The 24,982-nt window shown below is 57.7% G+C and carries 29 protein-coding genes and 1 pseudogene; 10 read left to right on the top strand and 20 right to left on the bottom strand.

From position 1 onward, the window contains the following. The 4 genes from ACWISF_RS11375 to pstS form a co-directional block, all read right to left on the bottom strand. Positions 1 to 1,017, bottom strand: a 1,017-nt coding sequence (locus ACWISF_RS11375) for a glycosyl transferase (protein ID WP_448381697.1), incomplete at its 3' end; no start/stop codon positions are given. 64 nt (positions 1,018 to 1,081) lie between these two features. Next, the gene (locus ACWISF_RS11370; RefSeq protein WP_448381701.1) at positions 1,082 to 1,702 is read right to left on the bottom strand and encodes a class I SAM-dependent methyltransferase; all 621 of its coding nucleotides are present in this window, start codon (positions 1,700 to 1,702) and stop codon (positions 1,082 to 1,084) included. Between the two features lie 236 nt (positions 1,703 to 1,938). After that, positions 1,939 to 2,463: a class I SAM-dependent methyltransferase gene (locus tag ACWISF_RS11365; protein ID WP_448381696.1), complete on the bottom strand. Its 525-nt coding sequence runs from the start codon at positions 2,461 to 2,463 to the stop codon at positions 1,939 to 1,941. 24 nt (positions 2,464 to 2,487) lie between these two features. Further along, positions 2,488 to 3,555, bottom strand: a complete 1,068-nt coding sequence (gene pstS, locus ACWISF_RS11360; protein ID WP_448381695.1) for a phosphate ABC transporter substrate-binding protein PstS — start codon at positions 3,553 to 3,555, stop codon at positions 2,488 to 2,490. 134 nt (positions 3,556 to 3,689) lie between these two features. Between pstS and ACWISF_RS11355 the strand changes: the two genes are divergently transcribed. After that, positions 3,690 to 4,721 (top strand): Rieske 2Fe-2S domain-containing protein, encoded by a 1,032-nt coding sequence (locus ACWISF_RS11355; RefSeq protein WP_448381694.1) that lies wholly within the window; start codon positions 3,690 to 3,692, stop codon positions 4,719 to 4,721. Here the strand turns inward: ACWISF_RS11355 and typA are convergent. Further along, positions 4,718 to 6,508, bottom strand: a complete 1,791-nt coding sequence (gene typA / locus ACWISF_RS11350; RefSeq protein WP_448381693.1) for a translational GTPase TypA — start codon at positions 6,506 to 6,508, stop codon at positions 4,718 to 4,720. The genes ACWISF_RS11355 and typA overlap by 4 nt on opposite strands. A gap of 72 nt (positions 6,509 to 6,580) precedes the next feature. Here typA and tgt point away from each other — a divergent pair, with 72 nt between their 5' ends. The 5 genes from tgt (at position 6,581) to ACWISF_RS11325 (ending at position 9,835) form a co-directional block, all read left to right on the top strand. Beyond that, the gene (tgt, locus tag ACWISF_RS11345) at positions 6,581 to 7,720 is read left to right on the top strand and encodes a tRNA guanosine(34) transglycosylase Tgt (protein ID WP_448381692.1); all 1,140 of its coding nucleotides are present in this window, start codon (positions 6,581 to 6,583) and stop codon (positions 7,718 to 7,720) included. A 60-nt stretch (positions 7,721 to 7,780) separates the two neighbouring features. After that, on the top strand, positions 7,781 to 8,272 hold the full coding sequence (locus ACWISF_RS11340) for a hypothetical protein (protein ID WP_448381691.1): 492 nt from the start codon (positions 7,781 to 7,783) through the stop codon (positions 8,270 to 8,272). Continuing rightward, positions 8,269 to 8,844: a biotin transporter BioY gene (locus ACWISF_RS11335; RefSeq protein WP_448381690.1), complete on the top strand. Its 576-nt coding sequence runs from the start codon at positions 8,269 to 8,271 to the stop codon at positions 8,842 to 8,844. Before ACWISF_RS11340 ends, ACWISF_RS11335 begins: the two co-directional genes overlap by 4 nt. Beyond that, positions 8,841 to 9,299, top strand: coding sequence for a signal peptidase II (gene lspA / locus ACWISF_RS11330; protein ID WP_448381689.1), 459 nt, complete (start codon positions 8,841 to 8,843; stop codon positions 9,297 to 9,299). The genes ACWISF_RS11335 and lspA overlap by 4 nt, the downstream gene beginning before the upstream one ends. 260 nt (positions 9,300 to 9,559) lie before the next feature. Further along, positions 9,560 to 9,835: a hypothetical protein gene (locus ACWISF_RS11325; protein WP_448381688.1), complete on the top strand. Its 276-nt coding sequence runs from the start codon at positions 9,560 to 9,562 to the stop codon at positions 9,833 to 9,835. Here ACWISF_RS11325 and ACWISF_RS11320 read toward each other — a convergent pair. Both ACWISF_RS11320 and ACWISF_RS11315 read right to left on the bottom strand, forming a co-directional pair. Next, positions 9,832 to 10,350, bottom strand: coding sequence for a hypothetical protein (locus ACWISF_RS11320; RefSeq protein ID WP_448381687.1), 519 nt, complete (start codon positions 10,348 to 10,350; stop codon positions 9,832 to 9,834). The genes ACWISF_RS11325 and ACWISF_RS11320 overlap by 4 nt on opposite strands. A gap of 176 nt (positions 10,351 to 10,526) precedes the next feature. Beyond that, on the bottom strand, positions 10,527 to 12,251 hold the full coding sequence (locus ACWISF_RS11315) for an ABC transporter ATP-binding protein (RefSeq protein WP_448381686.1): 1,725 nt from the start codon (positions 12,249 to 12,251) through the stop codon (positions 10,527 to 10,529). Positions 12,252 to 12,295: 44 nt separating this feature from the next. Between ACWISF_RS11315 and ACWISF_RS11310 the strand changes: the two genes are divergently transcribed. Further along, positions 12,296 to 12,832, top strand: a complete 537-nt coding sequence (locus ACWISF_RS11310; protein WP_448381685.1) for a cob(I)yrinic acid a,c-diamide adenosyltransferase — start codon at positions 12,296 to 12,298, stop codon at positions 12,830 to 12,832. On the opposite strand, the gene ccsB is transcribed toward ACWISF_RS11310, so the two are convergent. Beyond that, positions 12,829 to 13,770, bottom strand: a complete 942-nt coding sequence (ccsB, locus tag ACWISF_RS11305) for a c-type cytochrome biogenesis protein CcsB (RefSeq protein WP_448381700.1) — start codon at positions 13,768 to 13,770, stop codon at positions 12,829 to 12,831. The genes ACWISF_RS11310 and ccsB overlap by 4 nt on opposite strands. 253 nt (positions 13,771 to 14,023) lie before the next feature. Here ccsB and ACWISF_RS11300 point away from each other — a divergent pair, with 253 nt between their 5' ends. Next, positions 14,024 to 15,208, top strand: a complete 1,185-nt coding sequence (locus ACWISF_RS11300) for a DNA double-strand break repair nuclease NurA (protein ID WP_448381684.1) — start codon at positions 14,024 to 14,026, stop codon at positions 15,206 to 15,208. Between the two features lie 105 nt (positions 15,209 to 15,313). Here ACWISF_RS11300 and ACWISF_RS11295 read toward each other — a convergent pair whose 3' ends face one another. From ACWISF_RS11295 to ACWISF_RS11280, 4 genes are all read right to left on the bottom strand, one after another. Then, entirely contained in the window at positions 15,314 to 15,646 is a 333-nt protein-coding gene (locus tag ACWISF_RS11295) for a P-II family nitrogen regulator (RefSeq protein WP_448381683.1), read from the bottom strand. A gap of 46 nt (positions 15,647 to 15,692) precedes the next feature. Beyond that, entirely contained in the window at positions 15,693 to 16,793 is a 1,101-nt protein-coding gene (locus ACWISF_RS11290) for a sodium-dependent bicarbonate transport family permease (RefSeq protein ID WP_448381682.1), read from the bottom strand. Positions 16,794 to 17,002: 209 nt separating this feature from the next. Next, positions 17,003 to 17,284 carry a CP12 domain-containing protein gene (locus ACWISF_RS11285; RefSeq protein ID WP_448381681.1) on the bottom strand — a complete coding sequence of 94 codons (282 nt, stop codon included), beginning with the start codon at positions 17,282 to 17,284 and terminating at the stop codon, positions 17,003 to 17,005. Between the two features lie 422 nt (positions 17,285 to 17,706). Further along, positions 17,707 to 18,651, bottom strand: coding sequence for a DNA polymerase III subunit delta' (locus tag ACWISF_RS11280; RefSeq protein ID WP_448381680.1), 945 nt, complete (start codon positions 18,649 to 18,651; stop codon positions 17,707 to 17,709). Positions 18,652 to 18,726: 75 nt separating this feature from the next. On the opposite strand from ACWISF_RS11280, the gene ACWISF_RS11275 reads away from it, so the two are divergent. Together ACWISF_RS11275 and purH are read left to right on the top strand one after the other, a co-directional pair. Further along, positions 18,727 to 19,416: a hypothetical protein gene (locus ACWISF_RS11275; RefSeq protein WP_448381679.1), complete on the top strand. Its 690-nt coding sequence runs from the start codon at positions 18,727 to 18,729 to the stop codon at positions 19,414 to 19,416. Between the two features lie 8 nt (positions 19,417 to 19,424). Further along, on the top strand, positions 19,425 to 20,963 hold the full coding sequence (gene purH / locus ACWISF_RS11270) for a bifunctional phosphoribosylaminoimidazolecarboxamide formyltransferase/IMP cyclohydrolase (RefSeq protein WP_448381678.1): 1,539 nt from the start codon (positions 19,425 to 19,427) through the stop codon (positions 20,961 to 20,963). On the opposite strand, the gene ACWISF_RS11265 is transcribed toward purH, so the two are convergent. From ACWISF_RS11265 to ACWISF_RS11230, 8 genes and pseudogenes are all read right to left on the bottom strand, one after another. Further along, the gene (locus ACWISF_RS11265; RefSeq protein ID WP_448381677.1) at positions 20,935 to 21,324 is read right to left on the bottom strand and encodes a hypothetical protein; all 390 of its coding nucleotides are present in this window, start codon (positions 21,322 to 21,324) and stop codon (positions 20,935 to 20,937) included. The genes purH and ACWISF_RS11265 overlap by 29 nt on opposite strands. Further along, positions 21,321 to 21,929 carry a Maf family protein gene (locus ACWISF_RS11260; protein WP_448381699.1) on the bottom strand — a complete coding sequence of 203 codons (609 nt, stop codon included), beginning with the start codon at positions 21,927 to 21,929 and terminating at the stop codon, positions 21,321 to 21,323. Before ACWISF_RS11260 ends, ACWISF_RS11265 begins: the two co-directional genes overlap by 4 nt. Beyond that, a complete protein-coding gene (locus ACWISF_RS11255; RefSeq protein ID WP_448381676.1) occupies positions 21,922 to 22,326 on the bottom strand; it encodes an acyl-CoA thioesterase in 405 nt (134 codons plus the stop codon). The genes ACWISF_RS11260 and ACWISF_RS11255 overlap by 8 nt, the downstream gene beginning before the upstream one ends. Further along, the gene (locus ACWISF_RS11250; protein ID WP_448381675.1) at positions 22,323 to 22,913 is read right to left on the bottom strand and encodes an FHA domain-containing protein; all 591 of its coding nucleotides are present in this window, start codon (positions 22,911 to 22,913) and stop codon (positions 22,323 to 22,325) included. The genes ACWISF_RS11255 and ACWISF_RS11250 overlap by 4 nt, the downstream gene beginning before the upstream one ends. A 354-nt stretch (positions 22,914 to 23,267) precedes the next feature. Then, on the bottom strand, positions 23,268 to 24,167 hold the full coding sequence (locus ACWISF_RS11245) for an ABC transporter ATP-binding protein (RefSeq protein WP_448381698.1): 900 nt from the start codon (positions 24,165 to 24,167) through the stop codon (positions 23,268 to 23,270). 5 nt (positions 24,168 to 24,172) lie between these two features. Beyond that, the gene (gene yidD, locus ACWISF_RS11240) at positions 24,173 to 24,415 is read right to left on the bottom strand and encodes a membrane protein insertion efficiency factor YidD (protein WP_448381674.1); all 243 of its coding nucleotides are present in this window, start codon (positions 24,413 to 24,415) and stop codon (positions 24,173 to 24,175) included. Continuing rightward, on the bottom strand, positions 24,412 to 24,702 hold the full coding sequence (locus ACWISF_RS11235; protein ID WP_448381673.1) for a hypothetical protein: 291 nt from the start codon (positions 24,700 to 24,702) through the stop codon (positions 24,412 to 24,414). The genes yidD and ACWISF_RS11235 overlap by 4 nt, the downstream gene beginning before the upstream one ends. An 84-nt stretch (positions 24,703 to 24,786) precedes the next feature. Further along, positions 24,787 to 24,982 (bottom strand): annotated as a pseudogene (locus tag ACWISF_RS11230) (hypothetical protein); the annotation flags it as partial.

Raw genomic sequence — 24,982 nt, 5'->3', positions numbered from 1 at the left:
ACAACCCGCGCTCATGGCCTCCAGCAGACTCCAACTCAGCACAAACGGGTACGTGAGATAGACATGGACGGTGGAAAGTTGCAACAGGGCGATGAAGTACTTGTAAGGTACCTTGCCTAGAAAATGCACCCGCGCCCAATCACCGTCGGGAATCTGCGGCCGCACTTCATCGCAAAAAATCTGCCGCCAACTGCGCTGCCCGTAGCGTTGGGGGTCCGGGGGGGCGCCGTAGCTCACCTCACTGCCGCCGACAATCAACACCCGCGCGTTGGGGCGACGGCGGAGGATTTCCGGCAAGGCGCGCATGAAGATGTGGTAGCCCCGGTACGGCTCCAGGTTGCGGTTGACAAAGGTAATCACCTCATCCTTGCGGGTGAGGGTGAATTTTTGACCGCTCTGGGTAGAAAGGGTCAGCCAAGCGTTCGGGTTGGGGGTAATGGCTTCGGTGTCAATGCCATCGTGGACTACGGTGATTTTCGAGCGAAAGGGTTCAGGAAACGTGCTGGCCTGCCAGTGGGTAGGCGAGATGCCCGCATCCGCAATCTCGAAGTGCAATAGGTTGTTGAGATTTTTCAGGCGCACCCGACAGGCATCGCCGACCTCGTGGTTAGTAAATTCCGGGTCAAAACCCGCATCCGCTCCCTGCAGGTGGTAGAAGAACTCGCAGTAGATGCCCAGTTTGGTCTGGGGCCACACCTCCTTGAGAAAGAGACTCTCCCCCCAGCCAGGATGGGCAATGACCGCATCGGGCACAAACCCCTGGGCTTTCAACTGCAAGGCGGCGCGAAAGCAGGCCTCCCCGCGAATCACCTTGGTTTCAAAGTCACTCACCCAGGGGTGTACACCGGGTGTCGTGCCACGGTTTACGCCATAGGGCACGAGCTTGACCCCCTGCCACTCGGTAACCGACACCTTTTGCATGGTCATACCCACCACCGTATGACCCCGAGCCGCCAGCGCAGGCGCCAAAAATTTGAACTGACCGGGGAAGTTTTGGTGGACAACCAGCAACTTCATGGGCATCCCTCCCCGACCCACCTCGTTTTCCACCCCCACCCTGAACCCCTTGGTGGCAACACGGTCATGACTTACGCGCACCGACGAGCGGCAAATGCTGTCCAGCCAGCGCCCGCAACGCCGCCTCATCCTTGGGACTTTTGGTGGCCACCGCCCAGAGGTCGTAGGAAGGGTGACCCCGGCGCATCGCAACCACCCGGGCAAAACCGGCAGCGTACAGCGTCCCCACAAGGACTTTTTGCGTAAACCCGCAGCGGTGCGCCATATAGAGATTGCCACGCGCCAAGGCCGGACGGTAGCCGTAGAGAATGTCAATCGGCGCAATCGGGCCAACCGGGGCAGTGTAGGCCGGTTCTGTGAGCTTATCTTCCGCCACCAGCGCACAGACACTCTGCAAATCCGGGCACGTGATTACCGCAAAGCCATCCGGATGCAAGACCCGCAAAAATTCCTTGAGCGCCACCGGCACCTCGTGCGGGTAGAGATGCTCGATATTGTGGCTTGAAAAAATAGCATCAACCGACTCACTGGCCACCGCACTCATGTCGGTCATCGTACCAACAATGTCGGGCGCCACTGCCGGATCAATATCCAAGCGCAATTCCTGCCACTCCGGCGTATTGAAGCCCCGCGTCGTCTGGTCTTTGCGTTTGGAACCGCAACCTACGTGTAATAAAATCGGCACTGCACCATTCACCTATCGGGTCGCAATTGGGGTTTGGCCCTCAGTCAACCAAGTGATTAGCATCATACCATACGGACAAGGTTACCGAACATCGCATCCTCTCAAGAAGCACTACCTTTGTCATGGTTACAAAAAACCGCGGCTACGGTCACGCTTCCCCCTCAAGCCGCAACCAGAAAAATACCCTATTAGAACCTAGAAAATTACACTACATTACACGCAATAGTACGAAACTTTTAACGGGTTGCCACGACATTCAAACTGATTAAAGTGTCTAGAATTCTCATACTACTGCAATCGGGAAATAGATTAAATTCACTCACCTGTTCGTAACTACTAAACCCAGCCTGTTCCAGATACATAGCCAGAATATCAAAATCCGAACCCGCTTTGTGGACATCGTATTCATTGGTTTGCCCCCCGAAGATAATACGCATCAAGTGCATCCGTTCCTCCGGGAGCAAGTTGGGATGGCCATACAGCCAACACAAAATACGCAAATCCGGCACACTCAGCAGTAATTTTCCCCCTGGTTTGAGCACCCGTCGCCATTCAATTAATACCCGCAAAAGTTCATTGTTTAAGGTGTGGTGAAAATGCTCCAACACATGGCTACTGTAAATCACATCCACCGACTCATCCGCAAAAGCGCTGAGGTCCGCCGCATTCATCACGTAATCCACTTCGGGACGGGGTTCCACATCCAGAATTTTCCAGTCCGGGTGGGGGTGTTTCCCCCCAATGTGCAACCGCAATGTCATCACCCAACCTCGTGCATGGGAATCTCAAAGGGACGCCACTAGTGTATGTTGTTGCATCAGCGTTTGCGCCTGGGCAACGACAGCACCGGGCAGCGGTACATAGCTCAAAGCCGCACTGTATTTCTGCCCTTCTACCAACGCCCATTGGATAAATTTACGCAGGGTTTCGCCCTTACTTCTATCCGCATATTTCTGATAGATTAAAAACCAGGAGTAGCTCACAATTGGATAGGCTTCGGGGCTGGTGGGGTCATCCACAAATCCCCGCAATTTGGCATCCAGTTTAATATCCGCCACTGCCTTTTCCACGGAATTTTGGGTCGGCAGAAGAAACTTGCCACTTTTGTTTTCCAAGGCGGCAGTAGCCAGTTTTAACTGTTGGGCATAGGCCGTTTCCACATAGCCGATTACCCCTTCGCCCTGTTGAATTTGGGCACTGATCCCAGCATTATCTTTGATGCCCGTCCCAACCGGCCAATTGACCGTCAACCCCGTGCCCACTTGATTTTGCCAGAGCGGGTCAATCGCACTCAAATGCCTGGTAAAAATGGCCGTTGTGCCACTCCCATCCGAGCGATAGATGACTGTAATCGGTAAATTGGGGAGGGTTAATTCCGGGTTCAAAGTGGCTAATTCCGGGTCATTCCAGCGGGTGATTTTCCCTAAGAAAATAGCCGGTAACACCTGACGAGAAAGTTTCAGACCGGTCGGCACCCCCGGAATGTTGTAAACGACAGAGATGCTTCCTGCCGTCATGGGGACAAACAGGGCACCCTGCGACACTTTGGCCGCCTCTGCATCGGTCATCGCCACATCACTGCCTGCAAAATCTACCGTGCCCGTGAGAAATTGCTGAATCCCGGCGGCACTGCCAATCGGCTGATAGGAAATCTGCACTTCGGGATAGAGTTTTCGGTACTCTTCAAACCATTTCAGGTATAAAAAAGAGGGAAATGTGGCTCCTGCCCCATTCAAATATACGGGTTTTCCCGCAGCAGGCGTAGTCTTGGGTGGCGGAACGGGCTGGGATTGACAGGCAACTGCTCCTAGCCCGGCCAACATACTGAGATAGAGATAACGGCGACGACGCATAATCCCGCGACAAGCTTCGCCTTTGATAATACCCTATTCTCGCCAGGAAGCGGCAAGAAATTGGGGGTGGTCGTGGGAGCAACCTCGGTCAACACTTTTGCTATAGTACTGCCCAGCTAAGTTTTTTGATTCCTATGGAATCACCTTTTTTTCTACGCAATCTCTGGTATTTGGCGCTCCCCTCGGCGCAGCTATTGCCGGGTCGGATGCTTGGCCGTCGTTTGCTGGGGGAACCGGTGCTGTTGGGACGCACCTGCCAGGGCCAAGTGTTTGCTTTGCGCGATATTTGCCCCCATCGGGGCATACCCCTGTCCTACGGGAAAATGCTTGGGGAAGAAGTGATGTGTTGTTATCATGGCTGGCGCTTTAATGCTGCCGGCGTGTGTACCCATATTCCCTCCCTATGCGACCCAAGCGATTTAGATATTTCTCGGATTCGTGTCCCCAGTTATCCCGTGCGGGAAATGCAGGGCAATATCTGGATTTATTTTGGCGAAGAAACGGAACCCCAAGTCCCCATTCCTTGCTTGCCTGGGGCCTTGGCACAACGGCCCCAACTGGTTGAATTCTTTGATTTTCCCTGCCATGTGGACCATGCAATTGTGGGGTTGATGGACCCGGCCCATGGTCCGTTTGTGCATCAGGTCTGGTGGTGGCGTTCGCGTGGGGAATTGTTTGTCAAAGCCAAACAATTTGACCCCCTGCCTTTGGGCTTTGTCATGCGCCGCCATCGCCTGCTCAAAACATCCTTTTTCTATCGCTTACTGGGCGCCCATCCGGAAACGGAAATTCAGTTTCATCTGCCCGGTGTACGGATTGAGATTGTTCAAGGCGACCGGCATCAAGTGGTTAATCTCACCACCGTGACCCCCATTTCTGAGCGGCAAACCCAGGTGATTTCCCAATTCTACTGGAACCATCCGGGATTGACGCTTGCCAAACCCATTTTGCGGTGGTTTGTGCGGGCATTTTTTGAGCAGGACCGCCAGGTGGTAATCAAACAGCAGGAAGGTTTGCAATATAATCCCCCTTTGATGCTGATCAAAGATGCGGATACCCAGGCCCGGTGGTACTACCAAATCAAGCAGGAATATGCCCGCTCAGTCCTTGAAAAACGCCCCTTTGTCAACCCCTTGGTTTCCCAGGTATTGCGTTGGCGGAGTTAGCGACGCGCTAACTTTTTGCTGAGTTTGCGCAGGCGCACCGATTTGGGAGTTACTTCCACCAATTCATCCGGGCCAATGTATTCCAAGGCCCGCTCTAAATTCATATCCACCGGTGCTGGTAATTGGGTGAGTTCTTCCGCACCGGCAGAACGCATATTGGTTAACTGTTTGGTTTTGCACACATTGAGTTCCAAATCCTGGGGACGGTTGTGTTCCCCCACAATCATCCCTTTGTAAACCCGTGTGCCCGGTGTGATGAAAAAAACACCCCGGTCTTCCGCATTCTTGAGGGCATAAAAGGTTGCTTCTCCCTCTTCTAAAGAAATCAAAACTCCGTTGCGCCGGGTTTCTACATTCCCGGCCAGGGGACGATAATCCAGGAAACTGTGGCTCATAATGCCTTCCCCGCGGGTCAAACGCAAAAATTCGCCCCGGAAACCCACAAGGCCCCGCGCCGGAATGATAAATTCTAACTGGGTGCGGCCATGCCCTCCAGCCTGCATATCCTGCATTTCCCCGCGCCGTTGCCCCACTTTTTCGATGCAACTGCCGACGGCTTCATCGGGGACATCCAACACCAAATACTCGTAGGGTTCGCAGAGTTGGCCGTCAATCTGCCGATAAATAACGCGCGGTTGGGAAACCTGAAATTCGTAACCTTCCCGGCGCATGGTTTCAATCAGAATGCCCAGGTGCAATTCCCCGCGCCCGGAGACCAAAAAACTGTCGGGGCTTTCGGTTTCTTCCACCCGCAAGGCCACATTGGTTTCCAATTCCCGCAGCAACCGTTCCCGCAATTGCCGTGAGGTGACAAATTTGCCTTCCTGCCCGGCAAACGGCGAATCGTTCACGGAAAAAGTCATTTGTAAGGTGGGTTCGTCCACCTTGATTAACGGCAGCGCCAAGGGAGTCTCTGGACAGGTAATCGTATCCCCAATGTTGGCTTCGTTAAAGCCCGCCACCGCCACAATATGACCGGCACTTGCCGATTGCAATTCCACCCGTTTTAAGCCCTCAAAACCAAAGAGTTTAGTTACCTTGGCGCGGATGATTTTTCCCTCGGCATTGATCAACGCCGCCTGCTGACCGGTGGTAATGGTGCCGTTGTGAATTTTGCCAATGACAATCCGCCCCAAATAGTCAGAATAATCCAAGGTGGTGACCTGTAATTGGAGGGGTTTATGTTCATCCCCGGCCGGGGGCGGTACATGGCGCAACAGCGCTTCAAACAAAGGCTGCATATCCACCGGTTCATCTTCCCATCTCAGACGTGCATGGCCCGCCATCCCAGAGGCAAACAAATAGGGAAATTCGCACTGGTCATCGTCCGCCCCCAATTCCAAAAACAAATCCAAAACCTTGTTCAAAGCCACGTGGGGGTCGCTGCGCAGCCGGTCAACTTTGTTGAGCACCACAATCGGACGCAACCCCTTTTCCAGAGCTTTTTTCAACACAAAACGTGTCTGGGGCATGGGGCCTTCATTCACATCCACCACCAACAAACACCCCTCGACCATCCCCAAGACCCGTTCCACTTCCCCGCCAAAATCGGCGTGGCCAGGGGTATCTACGATGTTGATCAAATAGTCCTTGTAGCGGACTGCCGTATTCTTGGCCAGAATCGTGATCCCCCGCTCCCGCTCCAGCTCGTGGGAATCCAGGACACAAGTCGGCACCTCCTCCCCTTGACGAAAGGCGCCCGCCTGTTTCAACAGGGCATCCACCAAGGTGGTCTTGCCGTGGTCCACATGGGCGATAATGGCCACATTGCGAATATGAGCCGTCATAGGCAATTCGGGTCAGGGACGCAGGCAAAAATTAAATCTTGTTAAAAATCTAGCAGAGTTTGGGGCGGAGGTGTGGCAAGGGCGTTTTCGTTTCGGGTGGTGCGGCGTTGTCCCCAGACCCAAGCGCGGGCGGGCATTTTTTATACACCGCACGGGCCGGTGCTCACGCCGACGTTTATGCCGGTGGGCACGCTGGGTACGGTCAAGGCCATGACGCCGGAGCAGTTGGTTAACACCGGCGCGCAGATGATTCTGGCGAATACCTACCATCTGCATCTGCAACCGGGGGAGGACATTGTTGCGCACTGCGGTGGGTTGCACCGGTTTATGCACTGGTCAGGTCCGATTTTGACGGATTCTGGCGGGTTTCAGGTGTTTAGCTTGAGTTCCCTGCGCCACATTACGGATGCGGGGGTGACGTTCCGATCCCCGCGCAACGGCGACCTGATTCATTTCACACCGGAAAAATCCATCCAGATCCAAAATGCTTTGGGGGCGGATGTGATCATGGCTTTTGATGAATGCCCGCCTTATCCGGCCAGCCCTGAGGCGGTGGCGGCAGCGGTGCGGCGGACTACTCAATGGCTGAAGCGCTGCGTGGAGGCCCACCGCCGCTCCGATCAGGCTTTGTTTGGCATTGTGCAGGGGGGGGTTTATCCCGAATTGCGGCGGTTGGCGGCGCAACAGGTGACGGAATATGACCTACCCGGCTATGCCATCGGCGGCGTCAGCGTAGGAGAGCCGGTGGAGCTAATGCACGCGGTGGTGCGACAAACAGCCCCCCTCTTGCCAGCCGATCGCCCCCGTTATCTCATGGGGGTGGGCACCTATCGGGAAATGGCCTTGGCAATCGCCGCGGGGGTGGATTTGTTTGACTGTGTGATTCCTACCCGCTTGGCGCGGCATGGGGCGGTGTTGGTGCAAGGCGAGCGGTGGAATTTGAAAAATCGGGCGTTTCAGCGGGACGAACGGCCTTTGGATGCCACCTGTCCTTGCTATACCTGTCAACATTTCAGCCGCGCCTATTTGCGCCATCTGTTTCGGGCGCGAGAATTGCTGGGTTACACCCTGCTTTCGATTCACAATGTGACGGAATTGATGCGTTTTACCTTGGGTTTGCGGCAGGCGATTCTCGACGGTACGTTTGCCGAACGGGTGGCAGTTTACCAAACGCCAGCGGACGGTTCTCCGGTAGGTGCGCCCGTCGCCTAGGGCGGTACAATGGTCGCACAGGGAGGCAAAACTTGGCATCTTTGGGGTGGTGGGTGACCCATGCAGTATTTGGTGGCGGTGTTGGCGGATCGGTTGCAGGCGGAGGCGGCCTATTCGGCGTTGGAGGCGGCAGGGTTTCCTTTGGAAGCGGTGGCCTTGGTGGGACGGGGCTACCGGGATGTGCAGAGTTACCCCTGGCTCCAGGGGGGCTGGCGACCGAGTTTTTTGACCTATTGGCTGGTGCCGTTTGGGTTTGTCAGTGGGGTGGCGTTTAGTCTGCTGACGGGCTTGGAGACGTTTACCGCTTGGGCGGGGGTGTGGGGCAACCACCTGCTGGGAGGGCTGCTGGGGGCGCTGGCGGGTGGGCTGGGCAGTCTGCTGGTCGGGGGGGGGTTGGGACAGTTGGCACAGTGGGGGCTGCCGAATTATGCCCAGGTGGTGAATCAGGGAAAGTACCTGTTGGTGGTGCAGGGAACGGGTTTGGTGAACCGGGCGCGGGGGATTGTGTTGCGGTTTCAACCCCAGTCCCTCAACGTGGTCGAAACCCGATGATCTGGCTACGCCAAGGGTTTTGGGCGGTCAGTGGGCTGATGTTGTTGGTGATGGGTACGTTTGTCGGGGTGTACGTGGTAAGTCCCCCCTGGCAGTGGCCGACGCTGGGGGTGTGGCTGTGGCCGGTGGTGAGCAGTTGGCAGGTGGGGGCGATGCTGCTGACGGCCTGTTTGGGGGGGAAACAGGCGGCAACGGTGGCGGTGATTGCCTATCTCACCCTGGGGTTGACGGGCTGGCCGGTGTTTACCTGGGCGGGGGGCTGGCAATATCTGCGGGAGCCGGGGCTGGGGTATCTGCTGGGGCTAGGGGTGGGGGCGTGGGTGTGTGGGGAGGTGGCGTTTCGCTGGCCGCTGACGCTGGAGCATCTGGCGCTGGCAGGGGCGCTGGGTCTGCTGGGGGTGCATGTGGTGGGCTGGGTGGGGCTGGCAATCCATTACCCCAACTGGTCGGAATGGTGGCACTGGGTGGCGCATTACACGCTGACGCCCTTGCAGGGACAGGGATTGGCGCTGTGTGGGGTGGTGGTGCTGGCCTACGTGGCGCGCCGGCTGGGGGTCGCCGTGCGGTGGTGAAACATGGGTGGTTTTGGCTGGCCGCCGGGGTGGGGCTTTTGCTGGATCAACTGAGTAAGCATTGGGTGGTCGGCCACATGGGGTTGGGGGAGTCCTGGCCGCTGTGGTCAGGGGTGCTCCATCTCACCTACGTCCTCAACACGGGCGCTGCCTTTAGCTTGTTTCTCCAGGGGACGGTCTGGTTGCGTTGGCTGTCGGTGCTGGTGGGGTTGGGGTTGATGACCCTGGCGGTGGTGGCTCGCCTGTCGCTATGGGAACAGTGGGGCTATGGCCTGATCTTGGCTGGCACGCTCGGCAATGGCATAGACCGCTTTCGCCTGGGAGCCGTCATTGATTTTCTCGACCTGCGCTGGCTAGGGTTTCCCATTTTTAACCTGGCGGATGTGTGGATCAATCTGGGGCTGGTGTGTCTGTTCTGGCAATACCTGCATACCCGCCCACGCCCCAACCCTTGAGCGGGGAACCGGGCACTAGGTAGAAATTACTGGTACGGTTGGGCGATTGTCATCTGCGCCACCAAAGGGTGGTGAGCACAATAATTCCTCTAAAACTGTATCTTTTGCCTTGATCCCCATCTGGTTTATCTGGCTGGTGTGGGGGGATTCTTTAGATTTTTCACAGAATCTCGAAAAAAAGATTAAGAGATGCCCTGGCTGGGGATCAAGGCAATATCATCGAAACAGGTCAGAAATTCATTTATTAAAGGTTGTATCCCATGTCGTTCCCCATCACGGATTTATCGGCTTCTGCCTGTCGTTATTGCCGCCATTATCGGCCTGAGGGGCGGCGGGGGGGTCATTGTGACCTGCTGGGTGCGGATGTGCAGGGGGATTGGGCGGCGTGTCATTTGGCGGTGCCGCCGTTTGCCCCCTCGTGGGAGCGGATGGAGGGGTTAGGGACGCCGTTGGCGCCAGCGGCTGTGTTGGGTGCGGTGGCGGTCAAACCCCATTGGCAGATGGATTTAGAAAGGGTGGTGGTTATCGAGGGTTAGGGTTTGGGAAAGACGGGGAGATGGATGGTGGCTTTTTTGGGGCTGGCGGGGGGGTCCACCGGCTGGGGGTTGGGGGTGGCAGACCAGGGAGGAATGGGCTGTTGGTAGAGGCGGGCCTGCTGTTGCCAGTCGGTGCCGGGGGCGTAGTGGTGTAGCAGTTGCCGCAGGTGGAGATTTTCTTGCTGCTGGCGGTAGTAGCGGGCTTCGAGTTCTTGCCGTTGCTCCTGTTCCTGGAGAAGGGCGGCTTCCTGCTCCTGGAGTCGTTGTTGGTGCCAGGATTGCTGTTGCTGGAGTTGTTGTACCTGTTGCTGGGCTTGCTGGAGTTGGGCGGCCAGGGTTTCAATCAAACGCTGCTGTTCGTTGGCTGTCTGTTGGCACAGGCGGAGTTCCTGGAGGAGGCATTCGATTTGGGCGCGCAGGGTCGCTAGTTCTGCCGGGACATCGCCTGTAGAGGGGGCTAGGTCGTTCGGGTTAACGCTAGGGCTGGGCAAAGACGGTTCGGGTTTGCCGGACATAGCCTTTTATGGGTAGGTGATGATTTTATTTTTTATTTTTATATCCTACTTTATTTTTTATGTTTTTATCTTGGGGACTGGTTGTTGCCTACAGGAGGCGGCGTAAGTTCTTCCCAAAGAGGGTTTTTGGCGGGCATTTTGCCCTAGGGTTTCCTGGCGGTCGCCTGGGGTGCCGTTTAGGAAACCAGGGGAATATCCGGCTGGGGAATGGCCTGGATCAGCTTTTGGGTGTAGGGATGTTGGGGTTGGTGATAAATGGCGTCGGCGGGGCCAATTTCGACGATCTGACCCTGGTGCATGACCATAATGCGGTCGCTCATAAAATGGACCACGCTCAGGTCGTGGGAAATAAACAGATAGGTGAGTTGGAATTCGCGTTGGAGTTGTTTGAGGAGGTTGAGGACCTGGGCCTGCACGGAAATATCGAGGGCGGAGACGGCTTCGTCGCAGATCAGGAAATCGGGGTGGGTGACCAGGGCGCGGGCGATGGCCAACCGCTGGCGTTGTCCTCCGGAAAATTGGTGGGGATAGCGGGGTAAGGCGTCGGCATCCAGCCCCACCCGTTCGAGCATGGTGACGACCTGCGCCAGGGCCAACCGGCGGGATTGGCGGGGAAAGTGAATCCTCAGGGGTTCCAAAAGGGCGGCCTCGACGGTCATGCGGGGGTTGAACGAACCGAGGGGGTCTTGAAAAATTAACTGCATCCGCCGCCGCAGGGGACGCAATTGGGCTGCCGAATGGTGGGTAATGTCCTGGCCGTCAAAGGTGACCCGCCCCCGTTGGCAGGGAATCAGCCGCAACAGGGCGCGGGCGAGGGTACTTTTGCCGCAGCCGGATTCGCCGACCAGTCCGAGGGTTTCTCCCCGGTGGATGTGGAAGGAAACGCCCTGGACGGCCAACTGGTCGGGACGCTGGCGGGGATACCCCACCCACACGTCTTCGGCCTGTAGGAGAACCGGTTGCTGCTGGAGTTGGCTGAGGTGGGCGGCAACCGCGGCGGGCGTGCGGACCGGGGGTGGAGGGCGCTGCGTCAGAAAATCCGCCAGCGTCGGCAAGAATTCCAGCCGTTGCCGGGCGTTGGGACGGCAGGCTAGGAGTCCCCGGGTGTAGGGGTGCTGGGGCTGCTGAAACAGGTCGGTGGTGCGTCCGGCTTCGACAACGGCGCCCTGATACATAACCAACACCCGGTCGGCCAACTCCCCCACCACCGCCAGGTCGTGGCTAATCACAATGGCAGCCATCTGCCGGTGCTGGCACAGCCGTTTCATCAGGGTCAAAATTTCCGCCTGAATCGTCACATCAAGGGCAGTGGTGGGTTCGTCCGCCAGCAACAGCCAGGGGTCACCCGCCAAGGCCATCGCCAACATCCACCGCTGCAGTTGGCCCCCCGAAAACTGGTGCGGGTAGCGGCGCAACAGACTCTCGACCAGGGGGGCAGGGGCATCCGGCGGCAGCAGTTGCACTTCCTGGAGCAATTGCACCTGGCGTTGGCGTACCTGGGCCGGGGTCAGCGCTCGGTGGGCGCGACAGGCTTCGGCCAATTGCCACCCGCAGGTGTACACCGGATTCCAGGAACTGGCGGGTTCCTGAAAGACCATCCCCATCGCCCGCCCCCGATACTGTGGCCAGGAACGGGCCGTGAGGGTGCGTAAATCCACCGGCGGCTGATCCGGCGGCGACCACCACAACCGCGTCGCTCGTACTTCACCTGGGGGGGGCACCAACCCAATCAACGCCAAAGCCGTCAAGGATTTCCCTGCCCCCGACTCCCCCACCAGGCCCAAAATTTCCCCTGGCGCCAGGGTAAAGGACACGCCCCGCACCGGCGTATGGGTAGGGAAACACACCTCAAGGTTTTCGACTTGGAGCAAAGGCGGCATGGGCGACGGCGGTTCATTCACCCCTAAATTAACGCATAATTAGAGGCAAACCCGGACGTGTCGGTATGGACAGCAACGCCACCTTGTCTTTGGCACCCCCAACCCCCAGCGAGGGATTGCCCCGCATCGGTCGTTTGCAGGTGTACACCGCCCCCCAACGCACCTTTTTTGCCGAGGTGATGGCCCTGGCCATGCGGACTGCCGGACATGGACAGCGGGTGTTGATTGTGCAATTGCTCAAGGGTGGGATTGGCCAAGGGCTAGAACATCCCATGAAACTCGTGCAACATCTGGAGTGGATTCGCTGTCCGATTCCCCGCTGTATTGACACGCCGGATGTGCAGGAAGAAGAAGCCCAGGCGGTGCAACAGTTGTGGCAGGCCACCCAACAGTTGGTGCTGAGCGGTCGCTATCACTTGGTGGTGCTGGATGAACTGATCTTGGCCGTGCATCTGGGTTTGATTGGCCTGATTGAGGTGGTGAGTTTTCTACACCAACGCCCGCCCAACCTGGATTTAATCATCACGGGCACCACGCTCCCGCCAGAAATTTTAGCCCTCGCCGACCAGGTGACCGAAGTACGCCGTCCCTGCCTGGCCTAAAAAAACCAGCCGTAGCTGTGCAGCCCTTGGCCCAACAGATTCACTCCCAAATAGCACACCCACACCACCCCAAAGCCCACCGTTGCGAGGATGGCCGGTCGCCGCCCCTGCCAATTGCGGGTTATGCGGGCGTGGAGATAGGCCGCAAACACCAACCAGGTAATCAACGCCCAGGTCTCTTTGGGGTCCCAACTCCAGTAGGAACCCCAGGCCTCATTCGCCCAGACGCCCCCGGAAATGATCCCCACCGTCAGCAGGGGAAACCCCAGGCCAATGACCCGATAGCTGAGATTGTCCAGGGTCTCTGCCAGGGTCAAACGCTCCGGGGTCAACACCGCCGTTTTGCCCGCCCTGTCTGCCGCAGCCTCCCACGTTAACGATGGCGTCACGGGCTGGCTGCGATAGGCGCCCGTCCCCACCGAACTGCCCCGCAACGTCACCGGCTGTCCGCGCGTGACCACCAAAAAGGCGATGGACAAAAGCGAACCCACCAACAGGGCCGCATAGCCGAGCATCATCACCGACACGTGCATCATCAACCAATTCGATTTCAGCGCTGGCACCAAAGGCGCCGAATGCTGCATCTCCGGCGGCAACGACAGGGCAGCAAAGGCCATGACCCCCAACGCCAGCGGAGCCGTCACCGCACCTACCCAAGCACTGCGGCTACACCGTTCCACCCACCAGTGCACCGCCGTAATTCCCCAGGCCAAAAAGCACAAAGACTCATACAAATTACTCAGCGGGAAATAGCCCCCTTCCAGCCAGCGCGCCAGCAACAACGCGGCAATCGTGCCATTGGCCAGCCCCATCCCCAGCCTGCCCCAAGCGGCCACCTCAGCGGCAAACGCCAAATTCCCCCAATACACCAACGTTGTGACCAGCAACAGGACAAAGGCCGTATTGTCTAAGACATTTTCCAAAGCCACCAAATCCACGACCACCCACCTGCGTCACGCACAACACATCTATTATGGCAGGATGGGGACGCCCCCAAGCCCAGGTGGGCCTCGGATGGGAAAAACTGCCGCACATGACCCCAGACCTGCTCGGCACGACTGCCACAGGTTGGCTCAACGGCACCAACGGCAGACCATTCGGAAACTCCGTGGCAATACCAAGCTCGTCGCACCTGCCCACCGGTCCCTAAAATGCAAAATAATCCCAAATAACACCACCCCCGCGGCCAACATGTTGGACTTTAACAAATTAGCAGCCCAACTCCCCGCCCTGAGTCGCTATTTGACCCAGGAAGCCCTAGCCAACCGCCAACGGTTACAGGTGGCGCAAGAACTGTTTTGCCAAGCCAGCCAGCAGCAAGCAGCTTGGTTGGAACGCATCGCCGCTGCCGGGGCCGGGTTGGGTTTGACCCCCGCCGTCCCCCTAGAACCACTCTCTACCCGCGTCGCCATTCCACCTGCGCCCCCCATCCACACCGTTTTGGCCACCGATGGTTCCCAAATTGCCCCCAGCCACCACGAGGCAGTGTACTGCTATTTGATTAACATTGGCTATGTGCTTTTGCATTACGGTTCTGGTCGTTTACCTCGTCTAGACAGCATTCCTGAAGTGTTTTATCAAGCCGAGGATTTGTACCAATGTCGGCAATGGGGGATACGCACGGAAGAATGGCTAGGGCATCGGCGCACCCAGTTGGAGGCAAGCATTCTGGCCGAATTGGCGGCGGATTGGCGCGCCCAGGAGCCGTCGGAACCCGCCGTTGCCCTGCTGGATGGCTCCCTGACCTATTGGTTTTTGGAGGGATTGCCCGCACCGGCGCGCACCGTGATTTTGCAGCCCATATGCGAGGCATGGCAGGTCTGCCAGCGGTTGCGCGTCCCCCTCATGAGCTACCTGAGTGCGGGGCGGTCCCTGGAGGTGATGAATTTTCTGCGCTTGGGGCTGTGTCCCCATCCGGTGCCCGACTGCCAAAGCCACTGCGACGGCCACACCGAAGGGGCGCCCTGCGATAAGCTAAAACCCCTGCGCGATACCACCTTGATGCAAACCTGGCTAGAGCCAGGGCAACGGGGAGCGCTCTGGCAGAGTACTACCCGAATCCTGGAACATTACGGGGAACAGCAAATCGCATTTTGCTATGTCAATGTCGGTACAGAAATTGCCCGGGTGGAGTTTCCCATGTGGGTTGCCCAGGATCAGGAATTGTTGCAGCAGGGGTTGAGTTTACTTTTGGCGCAGGTGAACAAGGGTTATGGGTATCCGGTGGCGTTGGCAGAAGCCCACCATCAGGCGGTGGTGCGCGCGGGGGATCGGGCGCGATTTTTTTGGCTCATCGAGGAGGAATTACAGCGCAGTGGGTTGGGGCAGCTCCTGCCTTCTGCCAAAGAAAGCCGCAAGCGGGAAAGTCTGGCCTAGCATTTTGCGGTGATTGCTTGGGGGATTGGGTAAAGGTCATGGGTTTGTCAGGAAAGTCAACAATAAAAGCCGGGAATAAAACCCAGCCCTTTTGCTGATGGGGATTTAGCAGCCCTCCGGCCCGCAGAAACTCTGTCCGTATAGCACCTCAGCATCCGAGATGTAAATCATACCGGCGTAATTCAGGAAAAAGTTGAGGCCAATTTCATCGGCAATTCTCTCGGCCATCTCCCGATCCGGCGTCAGCACCTCAAATTTGACGTTCCCATGTGTGTCGGAAACGTTGGGTTTTCCTGTGGAACGGACGTTGCGACTGCCCTTCCCGCCCGTTTCCATAACCGTGTAACCACTGGCCCCAGATGCCTCAATGATTTGGGCAATTTTTTTCAGCAGAATTTTTTCGGTGATGATGACGAGTTTTTTCGCTGGCTTCGCCATGCCAATTACCTCCTTAATGACCTCCTGAAAAGATGCTGACCCCAGATTAGCTTGCGCCGGCCCCAAATAACCGAATCAGCCCCAGAAAAAACGGAATGCACAAACTGATGGCGACCGGTGTGCCAATGGCCGTAGAAGCCCCGATGTAGGCCGAGGGATTGGCCGAGGGAATCCCAGCCCGTAGCGTCGGTGGCCCCGAAATATCCGAACTGGAAGCCGCAATGACCGCCAGCACCATGACCCCACCCAGGCTAAAACCCGTAAGGTAGTGGGCAACCATACCCAGGGCAAAGGCAATCAAACCATGGACGAACGGCGCGATAACACTATAGACCACATACCACTGGGCCACCTTGCGCAACTCCCCGACCCGTGACCAGGCCTCCATGCCCATCACCAACATCAGGATGGACAGCAGCCCCCGAAACAGAGGCTCGTAGAAACTCTTGTACACACTTTCCGGCTGGGCAAACAAACCCAGGGCAATGCCCAACAGCATGGACGACAGGGCAGGCCCCTGGAGACTCTCTTTGATAATCGGCCAGATGCGAATCTGCTGGCTGACAGCCGGGGTGCTGAAATATTCCCGCCGCGGGCCGGGATAGTCACCTGCCACAACCGGTTCCTTGCGGAAGTACTCCTCCGAGGCAGCCTGCCGTCTCTTTTGGCTCAGGTAAACATTCGCAACCACAATGGCGGTGACCAAGGCCGGAATATCCATAAACGGATAGAGTGCACCTGCCCAAGCCTCAAAGGAAATGTTCTGTTCCTCCAGGGTCGTCAAGGCAGCAGCCATCGTCGAGCCACTCACAGCGCCAAACAGTCCCCCTGTCGCCACCGCATCCACCACTTTGACGCGCGGCAATCTGGCCAATGTAAAACGGGCAATAAACACAATCAAAATGCCCAAGGCCATAGAAAAAATCACAGGCAACACCATCTCTGTGAGATTGGCATTGCGAATGGCCATCCCACCCGTCAGACCAATTTTCATCAGCAACATGAAGATAATGATCTGGCAAATTGCTTCAGGAATGACCAACTGGCTGCCGAGGGCAGCAACCACCAGGCCACCGATTAAAAAACTGAGGGTTGGGGACTGTAACTGCTTGATAAATCCTGTGAAAAGTGGGGCCAAAAAATCCACGCCTAACCTCCCTATCGTTTCCACAAACAATGCACTGGTCAAGAAAATCCAAAGCCTCCCCGGCCAGGCAATGGTGCAGGGCCGCAAAACAATCCGGCAATTGTTTTTGCTCCCGGTTCCAGCACCACGGCCAACATTGACACCTGGGAATTTGCTCAAGGGATAAACTTATCCACCAAGTCGTCGCACCCTTAGCAAAAAGCTAATTTCTAGAGGTCATAAATGCGACATTCGGGAGCTTCAGGGTACATCAAGCAGTACCGCTGAAAATTGGTCAGACGAGGGGCCTGCTGCTGGCTTTGCGCCTTTTCCAATTCGGCGACCATCTCCCAAGCCAGGGCAATTTCCACATGACCCGCCGCATACATCATCGTCACCCGCCGGGCATGTTCGCGAGCTGCCCGCAGACGGTTTTCCAGAGAATTAACACGGCGGCTATGCTCCTGCTGTGCATCAACATTAACCTCAAAAGTAGTGAAAACTTGCGACATCGTAGTGTCCCTCTTGGGTATGGTTGAACTGTTTTCAGAGTAAACAGAATTTTTCTAAATATCAAGTTATTTGTCATTAGAGTTACTTCTGCATCTTATGAGCCAACTAAATCAATAAACTTCAATTTTTTCCATAAGCATTCCTGTAGTAACCCATTAAATTTAGTTACTCTAGCTCGCGGGGGTGTGGGGGTGGATAAGCCCCGCACGGTACCGGGATACAGCCACCCCCACGTGGTAGGATAGGGTTGGCCATACAAAATGGCGTTGCCGGAATCTGGTATGGCTACGTGGTGGGACATGTCTGCAATACGCAGAGGGTTCTTGCGGAAGCTCCCCGTTGAAGCGTATTGAAGCCCGCTCTCTGTCCGTAGGACGTTAGCAAAGCGTGGCGGAGCCATGAGACGGGAGCATGTCACTCATCAAACTTTGCCATGCACCCAACCCATCCCCGGCCAAGGGTGTTTGCGAACCTGCGGCTGCTGAGCTGGGGCATGTGGGGCTGATTGATACAGCCGTATCCAGGCCACCTCCCAAACCAACTGGGGCTGTACATAGTGCAGCAGGGCGTAGCGGGCATCCTCCCAAATCTGTACCCATTCCCGTCGGCGGTAGCGTTCCCAGTACCACCATTGCAGATAGTCGGTCAACCAGAGTTGGGTCGCCGGTTCCAGGGTGTGGGTGAGGCGGTGGGCAAGTTCCAGGGCGTGGGCGAGGGAAGGGGGAAACTCCCGGAGCAGAGGGAGCAATTCGGGGGGCAGGGCTTGCCAATGGTGCCAATGCGCGATGGCCGCGCCAGGAGAACCGCAGGCGAGGGTGAGCAATTCGGGCTGTTCGGCAAGGGCAGCATACCCCTGTTGGTGCAACACGGCGCGCAAATGCTCCGGCGCGAGGGGGCGAAAGGGGATGACCTGACAACGGGAACGAATGGTGGGCAACAATGCCTCTGGACGGTCGGCCAGGAGAATGATGCGGCTGTGTCCCGGTTCTTCTAAGGTTTTGAGCAGAGCATCCTGCGCCGCTTCTTGCAAACATTGGGCGGATTCGACGACCACGAGGGAACGGTCGCTTTGCCAGGGGGTGCGTCCCACAAACTGGGTAATTTCCCGCACCTGGTCCAGGCGAATTTGGGGGGGGACGACCCGCTGCGTCTCCTGGGGTTTTGTTTCCGGCGCCACCCACAACAAATCGGGATGGTCGTGGCTTTTGCCCAATAGGGCCTGGGCCAAACAGCGCGCTGCTAAGGCTTTTCCCACCCCTGCTGGCCCCTGGAATAGATAGGCCGTTGCCAACCGCTGCTGCGCCACTGCCTGGGCCAACAACATCACGGCCAAGGGTTGCCCCTGCACCGGCGCCCAAACATTCATGCTTGCGACCCATTCACGCCCACAATAAAGGATAATGGAAATAATGAGGATAAACCGGCACGCGGCGGGGTGACGATGACGACCAAAATTTCTTTTGCCCCTACAGAGGAGGAATACCGACGGCTCTGTGACCTGAAGGCCGAATTGGGAGGGTCCTGGAATGAAGTGCTTACTTTTTTACTGAAGAAATTGGATGACCCTACGGCTCAGCCAGTTCACAGCGGTTTGGCGGCGCTGGCGGCGGAATTGCATTTGCCCCCTGCCCAGGTGATTGACCTGCTGGTATCTAGTTATCGTCAATCCCAAGCCCAAATGGGTGCGGCCAACGCCTCTGGGTTTTCCCTGGATGCTTTGGAATTAAGCCCGGAAGACCGGGCGGCGGTGGAAAAGTTGATGTTTAATTCGGGTAAGTCGCTGCTGGATTTGGTCAAGTATGGGTTAATGTTGCAAATTCACCCGGAGGAGGCCCCTTCGCCCCACGTCTTGAGTGTTGAGCAAGCCTTTGAAATGTTGACGGGGTTTAACGACCAAGCCACGGACATTAACCAAAAAATTTACATTGATATTGCGGTGCTGGAACTGCAAGCCCAATGTGACCGGCGCACGGCGCAAGATTGGTATGTGGCGAATTTGGACCGGATCAAAGCCCACCACCAAAAACACGGCCTGTCGGAGGTGAACAACCGCCTGCGGATGCGCGCTTTGGGGCACGGGTTTCGCGGGGTGGAACGGGTCAATGGGGTTTATCGGGAACGGCAGCCTTAGGGGCCAAGATGGGGAAAAAAGCCCTGTTGAGTGTCAGTGATAAAACCGGGTTGGTGGACTTGGCCCAGGCATTGGTACACACCTGGGGGTTTGAACTGCTCAGTAGTGGGGGCACGGCCAAGGTGTTGCAGGCGGCGGGGCTGCCCGTGACCCAGGTGGCGGATTACACCGGGTCGCCGGAGCTGTTGGGGGGACGGGTCAAAACCCTACATCCGAAAATTCATGGGGGCATTTTGGCCCGCCGGGATGTGCCAGCGGATGTGGCGGATATGGCGGCCTGGGGTATAGACGCCATTGATTTGGTGGTGGTGAATCTCTATCCGTTTGCGGCGACGGTGCAAAATCCGGCCACGACGAGGCCGGAAGCCCTAGAACAGATTGACATTGGGGGACCGGCGTTGTTGCGGGCGGCGGCGAAAAACCATGCCTTTGTCACGGTTTTGTGTCACCCGGAACAGTACCCGGAATATCTGGCGGAATTGGCGGCGCATCAGGGGCAAACCCGTCTGGAATTTCGCCAAGCCTGTGCGGCCCGGGCCTTTGCCCATACCAGCCAGTACGACCAGGAGATTGCCGCTTATTTGCAGCCCCAGGGGACAGGCTGGCCGTCCCAGTGGCATTGGTCCGGGACCTTGGTGCAGGCCCTACGCTACGGGGAAAATCCCCACCAACAGGCGGCCTGGTACCGCACAGGGACGCTGCCGACGGGCTGGGGGACGGCGCAGGTGCTCCAGGGAAAGGAGTTGAGTTTTAATAATTTGGTGGATTTGGAGGCTGCCCGGCGGTTGATTGCCGCTTTTCCACCCAGCCAACCGACGGTGGCGATTCTCAAACACACCAATCCCTGCGGCGTGGCCTGGGGGGCGGATTTGGCGACGGCGTACCAACGGGCGTTGGCAGCGGACCCGGTGTCGGCATTTGGGGGCATTGTGGCGGCAAATCAACCCCTGGACGCGGCGACGGCTACGGCCATGACGGAGGTGTTTTTGGAATGTATTGTGGTGCCGGGCTGTAGTCCAGAGGCGCAGGCGGTGCTGCAGCGCAAACCCAAGGTGCGGGTGGTGGTGCTGCCGGATTGGCAAGCGATGCCGTCGGTGGAGGTGCGCGTCATCAGCGGCGGCTTTTTGGTGCAGACTCCCGATACGGCCCCGGCCCAACCGGAGCAGTGGCAGGTGGTGACCACTCGCCCCCCCACGCCCGCGGAACAGGCGGATTTGCTGCTGGCTTGGCAGGTGGTCAAGGCGGTGAAATCGAATGGGATTGTGGTGGCCAAGGGGGGGGTCACCGTGGGAATTGGGGCAGGGCAGCCCAATCGGGTGGGGGCGGTGCGGTTGGCGTTGGCGCAGGCAGGGGAGCAGGCGCGCGGGGCGGTGTTGGCCAGCGATGGGTTTTTCCCCTTTGCGGATTCGGTGGTGGCGGCGGCAGCAGCGGGGATTACGGCGATTGTGCAGCCGGGGGGGAGTCTGCGGGATGCGGAGTCAATCCAGGCGGCTAATGCAGAGGGTCTGGCGATGCTGTTTACCGGGGTGCGGCATTTTTACCACTAGGGAACCGGGCATGGGGCGTTTGCCACCGGGGTTGCTCGTCTCGTGCCAGGGGGAACCGGGAGCTTGTTTGCCGGGGTGGAATTGAGCCGGGATTTGCCCAGGCGCGGTTTAGGGGGCGGTGCTGTGGGGTGGAGACGATTCGCTGCGCTACCCGGACGGTGGGGTGTTGATGACGATGGCCCAAGCGCAGGCATTTGCGGCCATGGCCACCCGAAGGCCCGGATTGCGACGCAACCGTCAGGGTGCCCATTCTGGCCGAAGGACGCATGCGCACCCCGGCCCCAGCGGCAGGCACCTGGGGGGTGGTGTCGGGTTCGGCAATGACCTGCCCGGTGGACAGTACCTGCTGGTTTGTGCTCATCCTGCGGCATGCCAATACCCGGTCAGGTCGTACCCCAACTGGTACATCATGGCGCGCAACAGGGGCAGGCTCAACCCAATCACATTGCTGGGACAGCCGTGGATGCGCTCCACCCAAAGACCCCCTTTGCCCTCTAGGGCAAACGCCCCCGCGCATTGCAAGGGTTCGCCCGTGCGGACATAGGTCTGGATTTGTGCCGGGGTGAGGGCGGCAAACACCACTTCCGTCGTGGCGACCTGGGTGAGGGTGGTGCCCGTGGCCAAATCAATCAGGGTATGGCCGGTGTGCAGGTGGCCTACCTGACCGCTGAGTTGTTGTAGTTGGGCGATGGCGGCAGCGGCATCCGGGGGTTTGCCGTACACCCTATCCCCCAACGCCAGCAGGGAATCACACCCCAGCACCACCCCCGGCGGAGACCATTGCGCGGCTACTTTCGTCGCTTTCGCCTCTGCCAAGGTCGCCACCAGGGTCAGCGGGTCGGGGGCACTTATCTGCCGTTCGTCGAGGCCACTGGGACAGACCAAGGGTTCCACACCGATCTGCCGCAGCAGTTGCCGGCGCGCCGGGGAAGCAGAAGCCAAGATCAAAGGCGGCGGGTCAACCATCGAGGGCTTGGGCAAGGAGAGCGGGCAAACGGCGATAGAGTTTACCGGTACGACGTTCGAGGGGCGCCAGGGCCACCGTGGCGGTACAAACCCGTTCCCCTTGGCGGCTGAGTTCGTAATCCCACACCAGTCGCACGCCTTGCCGGGGACGCGGGCGGGCTTTCACCAGAATTTCTTCCCCCAAAAACACCGGTTTGTAATAGCGGATGGCCAATTCCACCACCGGCAAATCGCAACCGGCAGCCACCAAATCGCGAAAATTCACCCCGCGGGCCTGTAACCAAGCCACCCGCGCCTGTTCCAACCAGTACAGATAGCGCCCGTGCCAGACCACCCCCGCATAGTCCGTGTCCTGAGGATACACCTGCACCGGATAAACAAACCACGTCTCGGTCATCCTGCCCCCACCCGTACCAGTATGTGGGACGTGCCTGTCGGTTTGGGGCGATAGCGCTCCAATACCAAACTCACCAACCCCCAGGTGGCCACCGCCGCTGCCAGAACCAAAAGCATTCCCAGCAAAATCATCAGCCCCGAATAATTGGCCTGCCGTTTGGCCGTAATCATCGCCGGTGACGCCGTCGTTGGCGCCGTGACCTGGGTGGCATTCGGGTCATCGCTGGTGGTCAAGGTCACGGTAATCCGGTGATTGCCCAGACGAATCACATCCTGGTCGTGCAACACCCGGCTGGTCTGGTGGATGGTTTCCCCGTTTAACCCCGTCCCGTTGGCGCTGCGGTCGGTGAGAATAACTTGGCCGCCACTACTGCTAATCAAGGCGTGGTAACGAGAAACCTGCCGGTCCTGTAACACCACCCGCTGCACCGGTCGCCCCCCCAACCGACTGGGCATCTGATCAAGCTCTCGGCCCAAGGCCACAGGCGGTACATAACTGTGTTGAATGGCGGCGCCCGTCGCCGGATCATTCCAACTCAACTGCACCCAAATTTCCTCATCCATCACGGCCACCCCCTTGGCTCCCATGATAAACCCCTTTCGCCGTCTGTGGGTGGGACGTTCCTGAACCATCCCCTAACCATACTTTCACATAGCAATTTTAGATGAAATAGATTAAGTAAAATAATTTGCACAATTTGAAAACGACGCCAAACGCCACATTACGCCACATTTACTGAGCCGCTGGCCAAATCAAGACCAACCCCTGTAACTCCTGGGCAAACAAACATTTTCCGCAAACCCAAGTTGCTTTGCATCAAGCGAAAACTCTTTTTTGTACCTCAACTTTGGGCCTCGCCGGCGTCCTGGGAGTTTCCCCTAGTCACCGTTTTGATGTAATGCTGAGACCCAAGGGGGTGGTTGCGGGCCAGAGCCACAGGGTTAATCCAATTGGTGACCGGTCAATTCCACAAACACATCTTCCAGATTGGAAGGGCGCACCAGTAAACCCGTTTTGTCCTCAAACTGGTCCAAGTAGGCATTGGCGGCGGCCAAAGTCGGGAAAAACTTGTGTTCCCAGCGGTCGCCCATCTGCTTGACCACCAACCCTTCCCCCAGCCGTTGGCGCAACTCCGAGACCGTCCCTTGGGCAATCAATTTCCCCCCGTCAATGATCCCCACCCGCTGGCAGAGCGATTCCACCTCTTCCATGTAGTGACTGGTCAGCACAATGGTCATGCCTTCCTGGTTCAACTGCCGGATGATCGCCCACAGCTTGCGGCGCGTCTGCGGGTCCAAGCCGACGGTGGGTTCATCCAGAAAGAGAATTTGCGGTTGGTGCAACAGGGCACGGGCAATCTGCAACCGCCGTTTCATGCCACCAGAGAGAATTTTGGCCCGCTCATCCCGCCGGTCGCTCAGTTCCACATATTCCAACCAATGGTTGATGCGCCGTTGCCGCTCCGCCCGGGGAATATGGTGCAAGCGGCCATGAAACTCCATATTCTCCCAGACGGTCAAATCACCGTCTACGCTCACCTGTTGCAGGACCACCCCAATGCGACGACGCACCGCCAACGGATATTTGACCACATTGCACCCGGCGACCCAAATATCCCCCTCGCTGGGCCGGGTCAGGGTCGTGATCATGCGAATCGTCGTGGATTTGCCTGCGCCATTGGGCCCCAATAACCCAAACACTTCCCCCTGCTCAATCGCCAGAGTAAGGTCCTGCACCACCGCTTTGCGGTTATAGACCTTGTACACCCCCTGCAAACAGACCGCCGTGTGACAGGTACCACAATCCTTCGTGGGACAGTCGGTGGCAGGGAATACCGGCATTTTTTTCATAGGTTGACGTTGGGTGGGGACGTAAGGGCCTCCGGCACAGGGTCATACCCCCCAGGGCTGAAGGGATGACAGCGCGCCAACCGCCACAGCGCCAACCGCCCCCCCTGGAGAACCCCAAACCGTTCGATGGCCGTGTAGGCGTAGCAGGAACAGGTGGGGTAAAAACGGCAACTGGCCGGTTTGAGCGGCGAAAGCCACCGTTGGTAAACGCGAATGGCTGCCAAGCAGAGGGCTTTCATGGATGGGGGCGTTGCGACTTTTTCACCGGCGCTGCTGGCCGACTAGGGGGCGGTTCCGCAGGCCATGGTTCAGGCGAGAGCTGGTCCCGCCGCAACCAGACCGAACGATACAGGTCACGGGGATAAAATTTTTGCCGCAGACACAAAACCATGTGCCGGGAGGTTTCCTCCGTGTCCAAAATCACCCAAGGCCCCTCCTCCGGCCACTGGTCATCTTTCAAATAAACCGTGCTGCCCGGTACCAACTCTGGTAGGGCAGGGGGGTCCGAGGCATTCGTTGCAGTCATAGGCACATCCAGCTCCAGCATTCAGAACAGTTCCGGTGCCATAGGAGCAGTGATCTTAACCACTATCATACCGCTCCGAAAGACTTACACAACGCCGAGCGAAAGTTGGATTTCGCTCGACTTGTTGCTTCCTTCCTGCTTCAACGATTCATGCCTAGTCGGCGAACCAACCCCGGCAGAGGAATCTCCACAGGCGTGACTTCCCCTGGAGCTCAGGGTAGTTTGATACCATTTCACCAGGTTGAGGGAGGCATTCAAGTCGCGGTCTATCCCCTCTAAA

Source organism: Gloeomargarita sp. (assembly GCF_053491055.1).
Note: the sequence above shows the minus strand (reverse complement) of the source record. Positions and strands in the feature narration are given on the sequence as shown.